Origin of the sequence: Halorubrum sp. CBA1229 (assembly GCF_003721435.2) — an archaeon.
Classification (GTDB): domain Archaea; phylum Halobacteriota; class Halobacteria; order Halobacteriales; family Haloferacaceae; genus Halorubrum.
Window position 1 is genome coordinate 1361853 of sequence record NZ_CP054585.1, and the last position, 14501, is coordinate 1376353.

15 protein-coding genes and 1 rRNA gene are annotated in these 14501 nt (G+C 66.9%); 6 read left to right on the forward strand and 10 right to left on the reverse strand.

Annotated elements, in window-relative coordinates; translation table 11 throughout:
- Window positions 1-61 precede the first annotated feature (61 nt).
- A 16S ribosomal RNA gene (locus Hrr1229_RS06815) occupies window positions 62-1531 on the reverse strand.
- Window positions 1532-1969: 438 nt separating this feature from the next.
- Window positions 1970-2299, reverse strand: a complete 330-nt coding sequence (locus Hrr1229_RS06820) for a non-histone chromosomal MC1 family protein (protein WP_123113598.1) — start codon at window positions 2297-2299, stop codon at window positions 1970-1972.
- A 325-nt stretch (window positions 2300-2624) separates the two neighbouring features.
- Here Hrr1229_RS06820 and Hrr1229_RS06825 point away from each other — a divergent pair, with 325 nt between their 5' ends.
- Together Hrr1229_RS06825 and Hrr1229_RS06830 are read left to right on the forward strand one after the other, a co-directional pair.
- Window positions 2625-2828, forward strand: coding sequence for a hypothetical protein (locus tag Hrr1229_RS06825; RefSeq protein ID WP_092564125.1), 204 nt, complete (start codon window positions 2625-2627; stop codon window positions 2826-2828).
- A 79-nt stretch (window positions 2829-2907) separates the two neighbouring features.
- Window positions 2908-3963 carry a quinone-dependent dihydroorotate dehydrogenase gene (locus Hrr1229_RS06830; protein ID WP_123113597.1) on the forward strand — a complete coding sequence of 352 codons (1056 nt, stop codon included), beginning with the start codon at window positions 2908-2910 and terminating at the stop codon, window positions 3961-3963.
- A 32-nt stretch (window positions 3964-3995) separates the two neighbouring features.
- Here Hrr1229_RS06830 and Hrr1229_RS06835 read toward each other — a convergent pair whose 3' ends face one another.
- On the reverse strand, window positions 3996-6659 hold the full coding sequence (locus Hrr1229_RS06835; RefSeq protein ID WP_123113596.1) for a valine--tRNA ligase: 2664 nt from the start codon (window positions 6657-6659) through the stop codon (window positions 3996-3998).
- A gap of 82 nt (window positions 6660-6741) precedes the next feature.
- Entirely contained in the window at window positions 6742-6996 is a 255-nt protein-coding gene (locus Hrr1229_RS06840; protein ID WP_123113595.1) for a hypothetical protein, read from the reverse strand.
- 412 nt (window positions 6997-7408) lie between these two features.
- On the opposite strand from Hrr1229_RS06840, the gene Hrr1229_RS06845 reads away from it, so the two are divergent.
- Window positions 7409-7651 (forward strand): ferredoxin, encoded by a 243-nt coding sequence (locus tag Hrr1229_RS06845; RefSeq protein WP_123113594.1) that lies wholly within the window; start codon window positions 7409-7411, stop codon window positions 7649-7651.
- Between the two features lie 8 nt (window positions 7652-7659).
- Here the strand turns inward: Hrr1229_RS06845 and hemB are convergent, their stop codons facing one another.
- The 3 genes from hemB to Hrr1229_RS06860 form a co-directional block, all read right to left on the reverse strand.
- Window positions 7660-8640: a porphobilinogen synthase gene (gene hemB, locus Hrr1229_RS06850; protein ID WP_123113593.1), complete on the reverse strand. Its 981-nt coding sequence runs from the start codon at window positions 8638-8640 to the stop codon at window positions 7660-7662.
- 110 nt (window positions 8641-8750) lie between these two features.
- Window positions 8751-8915 carry a DUF6757 family protein gene (locus Hrr1229_RS06855; protein WP_176329374.1) on the reverse strand — a complete coding sequence of 55 codons (165 nt, stop codon included), beginning with the start codon at window positions 8913-8915 and terminating at the stop codon, window positions 8751-8753.
- Window positions 8916-8940: 25 nt separating this feature from the next.
- Window positions 8941-9777 (reverse strand): PHP domain-containing protein, encoded by an 837-nt coding sequence (locus Hrr1229_RS06860; protein WP_123113592.1) that lies wholly within the window; start codon window positions 9775-9777, stop codon window positions 8941-8943.
- Between the two features lie 143 nt (window positions 9778-9920).
- Here Hrr1229_RS06860 and Hrr1229_RS06865 point away from each other — a divergent pair, with 143 nt between their 5' ends.
- Complete coding sequence (locus tag Hrr1229_RS06865) at window positions 9921-10205, forward strand: DUF2795 domain-containing protein (RefSeq protein WP_123113591.1); 285 nt, start codon at window positions 9921-9923, stop codon at window positions 10203-10205.
- Window positions 10206-10369: 164 nt separating this feature from the next.
- On the opposite strand, the gene Hrr1229_RS06870 is transcribed toward Hrr1229_RS06865, so the two are convergent.
- A complete protein-coding gene (locus Hrr1229_RS06870; protein WP_123113590.1) occupies window positions 10370-11416 on the reverse strand; it encodes a DUF5784 family protein in 1047 nt (348 codons plus the stop codon).
- 146 nt (window positions 11417-11562) lie between these two features.
- On the opposite strand from Hrr1229_RS06870, the gene Hrr1229_RS06875 reads away from it, so the two are divergent.
- Window positions 11563-11730, forward strand: a complete 168-nt coding sequence (locus Hrr1229_RS06875; RefSeq protein ID WP_255212582.1) for a DUF5786 family protein — start codon at window positions 11563-11565, stop codon at window positions 11728-11730.
- Window positions 11731-11793: 63 nt separating this feature from the next.
- On the opposite strand, the gene Hrr1229_RS06880 is transcribed toward Hrr1229_RS06875, so the two are convergent.
- Both Hrr1229_RS06880 and Hrr1229_RS06885 read right to left on the reverse strand, forming a co-directional pair.
- Window positions 11794-12462 carry a hypothetical protein gene (locus Hrr1229_RS06880; RefSeq protein ID WP_123113589.1) on the reverse strand — a complete coding sequence of 223 codons (669 nt, stop codon included), beginning with the start codon at window positions 12460-12462 and terminating at the stop codon, window positions 11794-11796.
- Complete coding sequence (locus tag Hrr1229_RS06885; protein WP_123113588.1) at window positions 12459-13409, reverse strand: NAD(P)H-binding protein; 951 nt, start codon at window positions 13407-13409, stop codon at window positions 12459-12461. Before Hrr1229_RS06885 ends, Hrr1229_RS06880 begins: the two co-directional genes overlap by 4 nt.
- 123 nt (window positions 13410-13532) lie before the next feature.
- Here Hrr1229_RS06885 and Hrr1229_RS06890 point away from each other — a divergent pair, with 123 nt between their 5' ends.
- Window positions 13533-14453: an MBL fold metallo-hydrolase gene (locus Hrr1229_RS06890; protein ID WP_123113587.1), complete on the forward strand. Its 921-nt coding sequence runs from the start codon at window positions 13533-13535 to the stop codon at window positions 14451-14453.
- Window positions 14454-14501: the final 48 nt, after the last annotated feature.

Genomic DNA, 14501 nt, shown 5'->3' on the forward strand with positions numbered 1-14501 from the left:
AGTGACCGTCTCGAGAGACGGTCGAAAGGTGAGCTCCCGCGGGGCGGGAGTCTCGGGTCTGTGGAGGTGATCCAGCCGCAGATTCCCCTACGGCTACCTTGTTACGACTTAAGCCCCCTTGCGAAGCCCAGATTCGACTCGTGTAACGAGCCTCATCCGGACCTCACTCGGGTGCTTTGACGGGCGGTGTGTGCAAGGAGCAGGGACGTATTCACCGCGCGCTTATGACACGCGATTACTACCGAATCCAGCTTCATGTGGGCGAGTTGCAGCCCACAATCCGAACTACGATCGAGTTTCTGAGATTACCGTCTCCTTTCGGAGTAGGAACCCTTTGTCTCGACCATTGTAGCCCGCGTGTTGCCCAGCACATTCGGGGCATACTGACCTACCGTTGCCCGTTCCTTCCTCCGTGTTGGCCACGGCGGTCTCCCTACTGTCCCCAGCCACTTCGCAGTGCTGCTGGCAAGTAAGGATGCGGGTCTCGCTCGTTGCCTGACTTAACAGGACGCCTCACGGTACGAGCTGACGGCGGCCATGCACCTCCTCTCTGAAACTCGGATAAGGTCATCAACCTGATCGTCATTATTACAGTCGATGCTGGTGAGATGTCCGGCGTTGAGTCCAATTAAACCGCAGGCTCCTCCGGTTGTAGTGCTCCCCCGCCAATTCCTTTAAGTTTCATCCTTGCGGACGTACTTCCCAGGCGGCCTGCTTAGCGGCTTCCCTACGGCACAGCACCCACTCGTAGTGGGAGCCACACCTAGCAGGCATTGTTTACGGCTAGGACTACCCGGGTATCTAATCCGGTTCGAGACCCTAGCTTTCGTCCCTCACTGTCGGATCCGTCTTCGCGACGTGCTTTCGCCATCGGCGGTCCGTCCAGGATTACGGGATTTCACTCCTACCCCGGACGTACCCGTCGCGCCTTCCGGTCCCAAGCCACACAGTTTCTACCGGACGCCCACCCGTTGAGCGGGTGGATTTTCCGATAGACTTGTGCGGCCAGCTACGGACGCTTTAGGCCCAATAAGATCGGCCATCACTCGGGCTGCCGGTATTACCGCGGCGGCTGGCACCGGTCTTGCCCAGCCCTTATTCGTCCACCTCCCTACGGTGGACAAAAGCGTAGGCTCTATGCCTACGCACTTGGGATTCCCTTATCGCACTGTCGTGCAGTGTAAAGGTTTCGCGCCTGCTGCGCCCCGTAGGGCCCGGAATCTTGTCTCAGATTCCGTCTCCGGGTTCTCACTCTCATGACCCGTACCGATTATTGGCACGGTGGGCCGTTACCCCACCGTCTACCTAATCGGCCGCAGCCACATCCTTCGGCGCCGGAGCGTTTGGCACAGTCCTCATTCCAGGTGGACTGTGGTATCTACTATTAGCCTCAGTTTCCCGAGGGTATTGTAGTCCGAAGGGTAGTTTGGCCACGTGTTACTGAGCTATTCGCCACGAGTCTGAACTCGTGCGACTAGCATGGCTAAATCGAATCCCAATAGCAATGGCCTCCGGCAGGATCAACCGGAATGTATAACCTCTGAACCTGGTTCCCGGCTCAGAGGGGGTGTTGGCGGGTTTTGACTCGCGGTGAGTCAAAACACCATTGCATGGTCTATATGGTGTCCGAGTCACCCAGCGACCTGGATGACACCGAACTACCATGGCTCACATCAGATTTCCTCTTACGCCGGAGCGCAGGGGGCGAAATCCTCATCTTCGCGGACTTGATTGTACCCTTCGAGGGGTCATAAACCCATCGAAGCGTTCCAAGTCCAGCGAAACCGGGCCGAGTTGAACGGCCCGAGTTCGCGGATGCGTTCTTCGCATTAGTCACGATGCCCGGGTTGTATTTAACCCCGTCGAACTACCGGCGCCACGTCATGCGGTTTCATGCCGGGGGGAAACTGTGAACGAACCCACAGCTACGCGGTGGAGGGTGCGAAAAAAGATCGAACGATCCCCGAGGCTACTCCTCGTCGATGTACTCAATTCCCTGCTTCGAGACGTTGGCCTTCGTGATGTCGTCGAGGTCGTTGAGCCAGAAGTCCTCGTCCGCCTCGTCGACTTCGGGGGCGCTGTCCTTCCAGGCCCAGCCCTCGTACTCGTGGACCTTTTTCGTCCCTTTCTCGCGGAGCCGGAGCGTCGTTCGATCCGCCTCTTCCTCCGATGGAGCCGGGTCGAGGGTTCGGGCCGCCTTGAGCGCGGCCTGTCGGGGCATGTTTCCGGAGAACTCGCTCGGTTCCGATCCGTCTTCCTCTCGAAGGGCGAAGTTTCGCTTACCGTCTTCACGTACCATGGTTTATGCTCCATGCGAACCCAGCACACAGTGTGTAATAAATATATCGGGGAAATGAAAGCTGCTCGGCAAAACATTTATATATTGACTCCGTCCCGGCTAGCGGTTTTGTCTCCTCAGTACGGAGGGGCTGGGAGGAACGTGAAGCGTCGAGGTGCGGAGTGGCCGGGTGACGCGTCGTGCGTGCACGGGGTAAAGAGAGAGAGAAAGCGGGTTGACCGCGGCGGGTCGAGCCCCCGAACCGCCCGGTGGAACCGAGAGGCGCGGATGCGGGTAAACAACACTTATGTGTCTGCTATGGCGAAATGCGACCAGTACAACCGCGATGGTCCGTAAAAAGAAGCTCAGCCCCAGTGGCGCCAAGGACGACGAGGGGGAGTACCACAACGTCCACGTGAACCTCCACGAGGACGAACTCGCCGTCGCCGGCATGGAGATCGGCGACGAGGTGTTCGTGCGGGTCCGAGACGGGAAGATAATCATCCAGAAGGCGGATTCCAACCCCGAGCAGCTCGAGCACGACTTCTGAAGCGGATCTCCTTTTCCACCTTCCGCCGGCTCACCGGTCGGTCGGCGGATTGATGCCCGCTCGTGACGAGTCCGAAACGATGGGTGCGTACGATCTGTTGAAGCCGGCGCTGTTCGGGCTGCCGGCGGAGACGGCACACGGGATGACACACCGCGTGTTACGAGCCGTACAGGGGACCGCGGTCACGAGCGCGCTACGCGATCGGTACGTCGTCGACGACCCGCGACTGCGGGTCGAGGCGTTCGGGAACGCGTTCCCGACGCCGGTCGGCGTGGCCGCCGGCTTCGACAAGAACGCGGAGGTGCCACGTGCGCTCGCGTCGCTCGGGTTCGGGCACGTCGAGGTCGGCGGCGTGACGGCCGAGCGACAGCCGGGGAACCCGCGACCGCGGCTGTTCCGGCTCCGCGAGGACGAGGCCCTGATCAACCGGATGGGATTCAACAACGAGGGCGCGGACGCCGTGGGCGCCCGGCTCGACCGCGAACCGATGCCCGACGTGCCCGTCGGAATCAACATCGGGAAGTCGAAGTCGACGCCGCTCGCCGACGCGCCGGACGACTACCTGTACACCTACGAGCGCGTCGCGGACGCGGGCGACTACTTCGTCGTCAACGTCTCGAGTCCGAACACGCCCGGACTCCGCGAGCTACAGAACCGCGAGGCGTTAGAGAAGATACTCGGCGGCCTCGCCGACGCAGGTGCGAGCCCCCTCCTCGTGAAGCTCTCGCCGGACCTTCCCGAGCCGGCGGTCGAGGACGCGCTCGGCGTCGTCGACGACCTCGGCCTCGACGGGGTCATCGCGACCAACACGACGACCTCTCGCCCGGAGTCGCTGGAGAGCCCGAACCGCGCCGAGCGCGGCGGCCTCTCGGGGACGCCCATCGAGGATCTCGCCACGAGCCGTGTCAGATTCGTCGCGGAACGCACCGACGTTCCCGTGATCGGCGTCGGCGGGATCTCGGACGCGGCGGGCGCCTACGAGAAGATACGCTCGGGGGCCTCGCTCGTCCAGCTGTACACTGGGCTCGTGTACGAGGGCCCGAGCCTCGCGCGCGACATCAACGAAGGACTTCTCGAACTGCTCGAACGGGACGGGTTCGACTCCGTCACCGACGCGGTCGGCGCAGATCTGTAGTCGGAGAAGGTGGCGGACCGAGGACCGTCGGCCTACGTCTCGCTGACGATGACGACGACGTCGTCGGCCTCTAACAGCTCTCCGTCGCCCCGATACTGCCGCTCCTCCTCGATCGCGAACTCGTCGTCGACGAGCGTGACCCCGGCGACGTGGAGTTTCTCGCCGTCGATCTCGTACGCCTTCTGAGCGATGGCGGCCTCGATATCGCCGACCTGATCCCCGTACTTCGGGCCGATCGTCGCGTAGTCGAGGTCGATCCCGGTGATCACCGTCTCGACCGGCGCGTCGGCGTCGGGGTGGACGGTGAGGTCGTCGACGTGCATCACGCCCGTGATATCGTCCTCGAAGCCGCGGACGTCGGCGTACACCTCGACGGCGTCGAGTTCGGCGTTCAGCGGGAGCTGGTTCTCGCTCTTGTACTTCCGGAGGACGCCGACGACGGCGGTGGCGGCGGCGCCGGCCTCGTGGTCCGCCTCCAGCCCGAGCGGCTCGGGCCAGTCGGCGAGGTGGATCGAGTCGCGCGCGCCGTCGGCGACGGCGGCGTCGACCGCGTCGGGGTCGCTCGCCCCGTCCGCGTACATGTCGTGCCAGAGCTCCTCGGTCACGTGCGCGAGCAGCGGCGCGAACAGCTTGAGGAACCGGCGGTGCGCCGTCCGGAGCGTGTACGCCGCGGCGTCGTCATCGCGCTGCTTGGCGATCTCGAGGTAGTCGTCGCAGAACGTGTTCCAGAAGAAGCTCCGGAGCTCGTCGCGGGCCTTCGAGAACGCGCGGTCCTCGAACAGCTCGGTGAGCCGCTCGACTCGGTCGTCGAGCTCGGCGAGCAGCCAGCGGTCGAGCTCGCGGAGCTCCCCGTCGCCCGGCGCGTCCGGATACGGCTCCGGCGCCAGCGACTCGACGAGCTTGGAGGCGTTCCACAGCTTGCGGATCAGCTTCTCGCCCGCGCGGAGGTCCTTCTCCTTGAACGGGAAGTCGTCGCCGACGGCGGTGCCGGCGGCCCAATAGCGCGTGGCGTCGACCGGGAACTCCTCGAGCACCGCCTCGGGCTCGACGACGTTGCCGACGGACTTGGACATCTTCTCTCGGTTCTCGTCGAGGACGTGCCCGTTGATCATCGTCTCCTCGAACGGGACCTCGCCGGTGTGCTCGTAGCACTTCACGAGCGTGTGGAACAGCCAGAAGCTGATGATGTCGTGGCCCTGCGGCCGGAGGTCGAATCGGTACAGCTCCGGGTGCTCCATCGTGAACGCCTCGGCCTCCTCGTCCCAGTCCCAGCCGGCGTTGATGAGCGGCGTCAGGCTGGACGTCGCCCACGTGTCGAGCACGTCGTCCTCGGGCTCGAACGCGTCGTGCCCGCACGCCGGGCAGGCGTCGACGGGCGGGTCGTCCGAGAGGGGGTCGACGGGCAGGTCGGCCTTCTCGGCGACGACGACCTCGCCGCAGTCCTCACAGTACCAGACCGGGAACGGGATGCCGGAGGAGCGCTGGCGGGAGATGAGCCAGTCCCACTGGAGCCCCTCGACCCAGTGCTCGTACCGGGTGAACATCTTCTCGGGGGACCACTCCATCTCCCGGCCGACCGCGAGGTACTCGTCGGTCTTGTCGAGCATCTCGATGTACCACTGCTCGGTGACGAGGAACTCGACGCTCGTCCCGCAGCGCTCGTGGACGTTGACCGTGTGGGTGATGTCGCGGCGGTCGAGCAGCGCACCCGCCTCGTCGAGGTCCTCGACGATGGCCTCGCCGGCCTCGTCGGCGTGGAGCCCCTCGTACGCCTCGGCGACGCCGGTCATGTGGCCGGACTCGTCGATGGCGACGCGGAGGTCCAGGTCGTGGACCTGGTACCACTCGATGTCGTTCTGGTCGCCGAACGTACAGCACATCACGATTCCGGAGCCGGTCTCCATGTCGACGCGCTCGTCGGCGATGATCGGCACCTCGTGGCCGAACAGCGGGACCTCCGCCGATTCACCGACGAGGTCCTGGTTCTCGTCGTCGTCGGGGTGGACGAAGACGGCGACGCAGGCCGGGAGGAGTTCCGGACGCGTCGTGGAGATGACGAACTCCTCATCGTCGTCGCTGGAAGCGACGGGGAAAGCAATATCGTTGAAGTGGCTGTCCTGCTCGTCGTCCTCGGTCTCGACCTGCGAGATGGCGGTCTCGCACTCGGGACACCAGATCGCGGGGGCCTTCTCGCGGTACTCCCGGCCCTGCTCGTACAGGTCAAGGAACGACAGCTGCGAGATACGCTGGACGCGCGGCTCGATCGTCTGGTAGGTGTGGTCCCAGTCGACGGAGACGCCGAGCGACTGGACGTTCTCGGTGAACTGCTCCTCGTACTGCGCGCAGACCTCGCGGCACTTCGCCTGGAACTCACGGCGCTCGAACTCCTGGTGGCGGATGTCGAGCTCGTCCTCGGTGAGCCGCTCGGAGGCGATCCCGTTGTCGTCGTAGCCGAACGGGAAGAACGTCTCGCCGCCGTTCATCCGCTCGAAGCGGGCGACGAAGTCCTGGAGGGTGAACCCGTACAGGTGGCCCATGTGGAGGCTCCCAGATACCGTCGGCGGGGGCGTGTCGATGGAGAAGACGGTGTTCGGGTCGACCGGGTCGTCGTCGGGATAGGCGTACGTCTCCTCGTCGACCCATCGCCGCTGCCACCGCGGCTCGACGGTGTCGGGGTCGTACTCACCACTGGGCATTTCACGCTCACCTTCCGGCGGTTCCCCCTTAACGGCCTCGGTTGTGGGGGCGCGGGCTACGCCGCGTCGCCCGCCTCGGGACTCACACCACGTCGTCGAGGTCGTGCTCGGCGGCCATCTTCGACGCCTCCGCGGCGAACCGCTCCACCTCGTCGGCCGGCGTCTCGCCGAGCGCACTCTCGTCGACGTCGCGGCCGGCGGTGATCCCGTCGCCCGTGACGAGTCGCTGCTCGGCGAGTTCCTTCGTGTGCATCCGCTCGCCGTCCTCGGTGGCGTAGGTGAGCCGCACGAGCCCCTTCGAGTCGAACTGCCGGTCGACGAGCCAGACCGTGGTCATACGCGGCGATGGGTGCCTGCGACGCTTAAAAAGGACGGTCGGGCTGCGGGGCGAGCGGTTAACCACGGAGCTCATTCTCGGATGCCGATGCAGTCGGCGCGCGCCCGTGAGCGGCCGGTAGGCCGCGAACAGCGAGGGACCTTCGGTCCCTCTGGCAGCCGGCGGCTGTCGCCGCCGGCGACGAGGACCGCAGCGAGCCCATCGAGTCCTCGCTGCTGGGGCTTTGGAGGTGTGCCCTGTCGGTCCGTTGTCGACGAATTATAAGCGAGTGGCTGGGGCGTTGACCATGACTGTCTCCAGAACAATTCCGTATCGGCGTCTGTTTCGATCCTCGACCGGTTCGTCACCCGATGTAACCGATCCCGTGTATGGCGTCGCCAGCGCTTTGTACCGCCTCGCCGAACCGGGAGGCATGCGTGTGAAGTTCGACCGCGACACCTGCGTCGGGATGTACCAGTGCGTCGCCGAATGGGACGCCTTCGAGAAGAACCTGAACGACGGGAAGGCCGACCTGCGGGGGAGCGAAGAGGAAGAAGCGGACGTGTTCGTGGTCGAGGTGCCCGACGGGGAGGAGTTCGACGCGAAGTTCGCGGCGCGGGTCTGCCCGGTCGACGCCATCGAGGTGTACGACGACGACGGCGAGCAGGTCGTCTGAGGTACTATTTATAAGCGCTCGCCCAGGTCCTCGGCGAAGTACGTGACGATCAGGTCAGCGCCCGCGCGCTTGAGCGACAGCAGCGACTCGTGAGCCGTCTCTTCCAGGTCGAGCCACCCCTTCTCGGCGGCCGCGTGCAGCATCGCGTACTCGCCGGAGACGTTGTACGCGGCGACCGGGTGGTCGAACTCCCTTCGGACGTCGGCGACGACGTCGAGGTAGGGCAGCCCGGGCTTCACCATCAGCACGTCCGCGCCCTCCTCGGCGTCGATCCGGGCCTCTCGCAGCGCCTCGCGGCGGTTCGCGGGGTCCATCTGGTAGTGCCGGCGGTCGCCGAACGCCGGCGCGCCGTCGGCCGCGTCGCGGAAGGGACCGTAGAACGCCGACTCGTACTTGACGGCGTAGCTCATGATCGCCACGTCCTCGTGGCCGGCCGCGTCGAGCGCCTCGCGGATCGCCCGCACCTGCCCGTCCGTCATCGCGGAGGGGGCGACCATGTCCGCGCCCGCGTCGGCCTGCGAGACCGCCGTCTCCGCGAGCAGGTCGAGCGTCTCGTCGTTCTTCACCGTGAGCGTCGGGTCCGTCTCCGCCGACTCCTCGATCACGCCGCAGTGACCGTGGTCGGTGTACTCACAGAGGCAGACATCGCCGATCACGTACGCGTCGGTCTCGGCGGCGATCCGGCGCGTCGCGCGCTGGACGACGCCGTCCTCGGCGTACGCCCGGTTCCCCTCGGGGTCCTTCGACTCGGGGATCCCGAAGAGGATCACGGCCTCGACGCCGGTCTCCCGGACCTCCTCGACGCGGTCGACGGCCTCGCTCACCGGGACGCGCTCGTGGCCCGGCATCGTCTCGATCGGGACGCGCTCGTCGGTCGTCGCGTCGACGAAGACGGGCGCGACGAGGTCCGATGCCGACAGGGAGGTCTCGCTGACGAGCGGGCGGACGCCGTCAGTCCGGAGCCGCCGCGGCCGGTCAGTTGGGTGCATACCGGAGCGTTGGCTCCGGGTCGTCTTTTATGATCCGTCCGCGGCGAGTCGGCGACGGGGACGACGAGAGCGCGGCGAAGACAGCGAAGACGCAGAGAGCCGGCCGGGGATTATTCGGACGACTCGACGTCGATCCGGTCGCGGAGCGACGCGAGCTCGTCCGACTCCGCGAGCTCTTCGACCCGTTCTTTGAAGTGCTCCTCGCAGAGGCCGACGATCACCCCGCTCTGCTCGGCCTCGTACGTGGCCTCCCGCTCGCAGTAGTGACACCGCATGAGTGCAACTCTATCGGCGTCGGGCTTAATCTTGTTCGTCGATCAGGGAGGATCCGGTCTCCCGCGTGGTCGGGTCGGGAAGCCGGTCGCGGACAGGCGCGAACGCCTCGGAGGTCAGCCCCGCTTCGGCGAGGATCCGCTCGTGGGCGTCGCTCCCGCCCGTCAGGAGGAGGTCGTTCTCGGCGGCGACCCGCTCGACGCGGGCGTCGTCGACCGGGCGGCCGTAGGGATAGAACCGCTCGACGGCGTCCAGCTCGCGGGCGACGTCGAGCGCGGCGTCGACGTCGTCGTACCGAAACGGGTGCGCGAGCCCGACGAAGGCGCACGCGTCTCGGAGAAGCTCGACCCCGCGCTCCAGCCCGGTCACGTCGCGCGAGACGTAGCAGGGACAATCGTTCCCGATCAGCTCGTCGAAGGCGCCGGCGTAGTCGTACGGCGCCGCCGATTCCTCGATCGCGCGGGCGATGTGCGGGCGCCCGAGGCCCGGGCGGGGCTCGACGCCGAGGTCGACGCCGAGCCGCTCTTCCACCGCGTCGAGGATCGCGGTGCCGCGCCGCTGCCGGTCGGCCTGGAGCCGCTCGATCTCGCCGTCGAGCGGGGCGGTGTGCTCGACCGCGTAGCCGAGCAGGTCGAGGCGCTCGAACCCGGCGTCGACCCGGAGTTCGATCCCGCGGACGACCCGGACGCCCTCGCGCTCCACGACCGGGGCGTCGAGGTCCGGGTGGATCCGGTCGTGGTCGGTGACAGCGACCCAGTCGAGCCCCGCGTCGGCGGCGGTCGCGGCGAGCTCCGCGGCCGTCATGGTACCATCGGAGACGGTCGTGTGCGCGTGGAGGTCGGCGACGATCCGGTCCGTGTCCATGGGTCCGGTTCGGCGACCGCGTACTAATTGCCGACGATCGGTGCATGTGAACGCACGCCAATATAAGGAGTTATAATCAGATGGTCCGGACTAAGGTTGTGCATGGACAATCATTAAGAACCATCGGTGGTTTGCATCTGGTGATGCGCTTGAACGGCGTCGACGACCGACTCGAACGGCACCAATATCCGACGACCTCGGAAGAACTGATCGCGGCCCACGGGAACGCGACCGTAGAGCTCGCGGAGGGATCCGAGCGTCTCGGCGACGTGCTGGAGCGGTTCGGAGACCAGACGTTCGACGACGCGGAGGACGTGTTCACCACCCTCCGCGCCGGCGTCTGTCACCGCGGAGTCGGTCGGCGGTTCTACTCGGACCGCGACCCGACGACCAACGCCGAGGACGGGCCCTCGCCGGTCTCGTTCTGAGCTGAATCGCGATTCGACCGCGTTTTTTGAGCGTCCCCTCGCGTCGCCAGCCGCGCCAGCGTCGCGAGCGGCAGGGGCACCGACCGTGCCAGCGTCGCGAGCCGCGGGAGCGCCGTGAGCCGTGTCGGCCGCGTGGGAGAGAGGGTGGCGACGACGTCCGGACGCTACACCCAGTCGATCGCCGGCGAGAGGTCGATCGGCACCGACCCCTTTCGATACCCCTCCACGTGCCCGTCCGGGCGAGCGCGGAGGACGACCGCCGGTCGGTGCCGGACATCCGGTTTAGCGTCGCGGACCGCGGCCCAGTCGTCCGCGGGGAAAGAAGTGCAGTCGACAAGCAGCGTGACGCCGCCGCCGTGCGCCTCCAGCTGACCGCTCGTCTTGGTCTCGGCGGTGTCCCGGACCGCTGCGACGGGGCCGCTGGCGGATCGATTCGAGGCGGGCTGCGGGCGCGTCACCTCGACGAGTGACGCGTTCCCGGTGTCCGGGTCGGTCGCTCGGAAGTCGAGCGAGTGGCCCGTCGTCACCTCGATCTCGGGAGTCACGTCGTAGCCGGAGTCGGTGAGGATCCGGGCCGCGGTGAACTCCGCGATCGTCGCGCTCATCCGCACGAGGTCGAGCGACGACGACGTGCCGAGCTTGCCCGCCATCGTCGCCCGGTAGTCGTCGAGCGTCCCCGGTCGGAGCGTCTCCTCGACGAACGCCGTCCCCTCCTCGCGGGTCGCGTCCGGGAATCCGGCGGCGTGGTCGCGGAAGAACGCCCGGGTCGTCTCCGCGCCGTCCTTCGAGCAGAACACGGGCAGGAAGTACCAGGAGACGTGCGGATACGCCGCGAGCCACGGCTCGTCCTCGTGGAGGCCCGCGAGCAATTCCCGCTGAACCCAGCGGGAGACCGGGTACGCCACCTCGTCGAAGCCGTACTTGTCCGTGCGCCACAGCTCGCTCGGCGTCTCCGTGTTGCCGATCCAGTACCCGGCCGGGCCGCCGTCGGCGCCCGGCGGGGGATCGTCGTCGTCATCGGTCCAGCAGAACAGGGCGAACGAGCCGTCGTCCATGTCGAACCGCCGCGCGTCGTATCCCGGCGGAGCGCTGAACCACGGGTCGCTCGCGGTCGCCCCGAGGTTGTCGTCGAGCGGCCGTTCGAGCTGCGAGCGGACCCGGTCGGCGCTCCACCGGCCGGGAGCGCGCCTGAATCGGAGCGGTTGTGCCACGGCGGTGCTACCGGGCGCCGGGTCTAATCGGTTCCGGTGACACGGACGCGACGCGCCCCCACCGCGCGTCGAAGTCGTTTCGACAAACTGACATTTCACCGATACATATATGTCTGATTACTTCTAAGTCAAGCTGTGCCATGTCAATAGGTGCCTATGACGAGGCCGAACACGAGCGTCGCGAGCGGAAGACCAGCGAAGTCGACGCCGACTTCGACGCCGAGCGGCCGGAGTACTCCGGGTCGCTCACGTACGACTCCGGCGACTCCGCGGAGGCACTCCTCGACAAGTTCCAAGAGCTACAGGACGAGTGAGACGGCGAGTCACCGCTTTTCTGCGGATCGATTCCGTTCCGAACGGGCGGCCGGCGAGTCCGGTCAGGTCAACGCGATGGCGATCGAACAGACGACCGCGACCGCGAGGACGTGGCCGACGACGGCCCCCAGTAGGATCGGTTCCTCGAGGAGAAACGGGACGAGCACCAGCTGGAGCGCCGAGAAACCGATGTTCTCCGCGTCGAGCCGCCTCACCTGAGCCGTCTCGCTCGGACCGAGGTCGACGTTGACCGCCCGCCACAACGCGACGACCGCGCTCCACCACGACGTGCCGATCCGGTAGGTGAGGTCCCAGAGGATCAGCAGCGTGAGGTACACCACCGGGATCGGCGGGTCGGCGCCGAACAGGCGGTCGAGCAGGGTCCCGTCCCACGCGATCATGTACGTGAGCAGCGCGATGAACGCGAGCACGCCGAGCACGATCTCGATGCTCGACCCGAACAGCAGCCGCTTATGCTCGGGCGGCGTCGAGAGTCGACGGTTCGCGGCGCCGAGCCGATGCATCTCGACGCTGCCGATCGCCGCGACGAGGACGGCGACCGTCCCGGCGACGACCGCGTCCCACAGGCCGTAGTACCAGCCGAGCGCGACCACGCCGACCTGGAACAGCAGGAACTGGATCGCGACCGCGAGCGCGCGGGAGATACCGAGACCCGGGATTCCCCCCACGAGACTTTCGTACACCCACGTCTCGCCGTAGTTCCGGCTCACAGATCGGCCTCTAAATCGGTCGCCGGAACCCCGTCAGTCGAGTCGTCCCGACGAGGCCGGTCGATCGCCCGCGCGACGGCGACCTCGAAGGGCGTCTGTTCGATCGGAACCAGGTCGCGGATGCGGTCGTCCTCGACGATCACGGTGTTCCGGAGCCCCTCGACGAGCGAGCGGGCGAGGTACGGGTTCACGTCGGTCACCAGCCGGAGCCACTTGGCCGACAGCTCCGGGCTCAACACCGGCACCCGGATGATCCACAGCTTGTGCCCGAGCTGTCGGCGGGTCCGGCGGAGGATCTCCGCGTACGTCAACACGTCCGGGCCGCCGATCTCGAAGGTGTCGTCGCGCGTCTCGGGGACCCCGAGGACGCCGGTGAGGTACCCGACGACGTCGTCGATCGCGATCGGCTGACAGAGCGTGTCGACCCACTTCGGCGTCGTCATCACCGGGAGTCGGCTCGCGAGTCCGTGGATGACCTCGAAGCTCGCGCTCCCGGCGCCGATGATGATCGCCGCCCGGAGCGTGGTCAACGCCGGGCTACCCGTCGACAGGATCCGCTCGACTTCGCGGCGGGAGCGGAGGTGTTCGGAGAGCTCTTCGCGGTCCTCCCCGAGACCGCCGAGGTAGATCACGCGGTCGACGCCGGCGTCAGACGCGGCGTCGACGAAGTTGGTCGCGCAGTTGCGGTCGCGCTCCTCGTAGCCGGGACCGCCGTCCATGGAGTGAACGAGGTAGTAAGCGGCGTCGACCGGGTCGCCGTCGATCTCGAACGCCGGCGGGAGCGTGTCGGGCTCCAAGAGATCGCCCTCGACGACGTGGACCCCGGCGGGCGGGGCGTAGCCGTCGGCGTCGCGGACCAGGGCGACGACCTCGTGACCGCGGTCGAGGAGCGTCGAAACGAGCCGGCTCCCGACGAACCCCGTCGCGCCGGTGACGAGCACGCGCATACCGATCCCTCGTGTGGAACGACCATAAGCACACGCCACGACTCGCGGGCGCGGTCGGAGACTGCGGACCCTCCCGTCGCCGGGACCGATCCCTAAAAGAGGCCGCGCGGTGCTCGTTGGGACATGCACGCAGGCGAGTACGAGCCGGTCCGCGGGGTGTCGGACCTGTACGTCCACGACACCGGGATGTTCGACACCGACGAGTACGGGGCCGTGTACGTCTACGACGCCGAGCGCCCGGTCGTGATAGACACGGGGACCGGCGTGAACAGGGAGGCGCTGTTCGAGACGATCGACGAGATCGGGATCGGCCGGGAGGAGCTCGCGTGGATCCTGCCGACCCACGCCCACCTCGACCACGCGGGCGGGGCGGGCCACCTCGCACGGCGCTACCCGAACGCGGAGGTCGTCGTCCCTGAAAAGGGGGTGCGACACCTCGTCGACCCGGGGGCGCTCGTCGCCGGGACGAAGTCCGCGGTGGAAGACCAGTGGGAGTACTACGACGAGCCCGAGCCGATCCCCGAAGACCGGATCTCGGGACTCGCGGAGGGCGACCGGATCGACCTCGGCGATCGCGAGCTGATCGTCCACGAGGCGCCGGGGCACGCGCCCCACCACGCGATCTACCACGACCCCGACGCCGACGTCGTCTTCTCGGCCGACGCGGCGGGGATCTACGTCCCGGCGGTCGACGGGATCGAGCCGACGACGCCGCCGCCGCAGTTCGACCTCGACCAGTGTCTCGCCGACGTCAGGACGATCGAGGAGATCGACCCCGACTACCTCTGTTTCGGCCATTTCGGCCCTCGCGAGTACGAACCGGAGCTGGCCGGCGAAATCAAGCGCGCGTACGTGGAGTGGGTGGAGGCGATCCGGGAGAAGCGCGCGGAGCTCGGCGACGACGATGCGGTCGTCGAGCACTTCGAGGCGGCGAGCCGGGACGTGGAGTTCTGGAACCCCGAGCGCGCCCGCGCCAACGCGAGCCTGAACGTCCGGGGCGTCCTCGCGTACCTCGATTACGTCGCGGACGAGGACGGCGACTGACGCTCGTCGCCCGTCGCCGCCGACGGAAACCTCCTAAAGCCCGCGTCA

Excerpts from the sequence above, each read along its gene's own strand:
- Hrr1229_RS06820 (WP_123113598.1), bottom strand. The coding sequence starts at position 2,299 with ATGGTACGTGAAGACGGTAAGCGAAACTTCGCCCTTCGAGAGGAAGAC.
- Hrr1229_RS06825 (WP_092564125.1), top strand. The coding sequence starts at position 2,625 with ATGGTCCGTAAAAAGAAGCTCAGCCCCAGTGGCGCCAAGGACGACGAG.
- Hrr1229_RS06830 (WP_123113597.1), top strand. The coding sequence starts at position 2,908 with ATGGGTGCGTACGATCTGTTGAAGCCGGCGCTGTTCGGGCTGCCGGCG.
- Hrr1229_RS06835 (WP_123113596.1), bottom strand. The coding sequence starts at position 6,659 with ATGCCCAGTGGTGAGTACGACCCCGACACCGTCGAGCCGCGGTGGCAG.
- Hrr1229_RS06840 (WP_123113595.1), bottom strand. The coding sequence starts at position 6,996 with ATGACCACGGTCTGGCTCGTCGACCGGCAGTTCGACTCGAAGGGGCTC.
- Hrr1229_RS06845 (WP_123113594.1), top strand. The coding sequence starts at position 7,409 with ATGCGTGTGAAGTTCGACCGCGACACCTGCGTCGGGATGTACCAGTGC.
- hemB (WP_123113593.1), bottom strand. The coding sequence starts at position 8,640 with ATGCACCCAACTGACCGGCCGCGGCGGCTCCGGACTGACGGCGTCCGC.
- Hrr1229_RS06855 (WP_176329374.1), bottom strand. The coding sequence starts at position 8,915 with ATGCGGTGTCACTACTGCGAGCGGGAGGCCACGTACGAGGCCGAGCAG.
- Hrr1229_RS06860 (WP_123113592.1), bottom strand. The coding sequence starts at position 9,777 with ATGGACACGGACCGGATCGTCGCCGACCTCCACGCGCACACGACCGTC.
- Hrr1229_RS06865 (WP_123113591.1), top strand. The coding sequence starts at position 9,921 with ATGCGCTTGAACGGCGTCGACGACCGACTCGAACGGCACCAATATCCG.
- Hrr1229_RS06885 (WP_123113588.1), bottom strand. The coding sequence starts at position 13,409 with ATGCGCGTGCTCGTCACCGGCGCGACGGGGTTCGTCGGGAGCCGGCTC.
- Hrr1229_RS06890 (WP_123113587.1), top strand. The coding sequence starts at position 13,533 with ATGCACGCAGGCGAGTACGAGCCGGTCCGCGGGGTGTCGGACCTGTAC.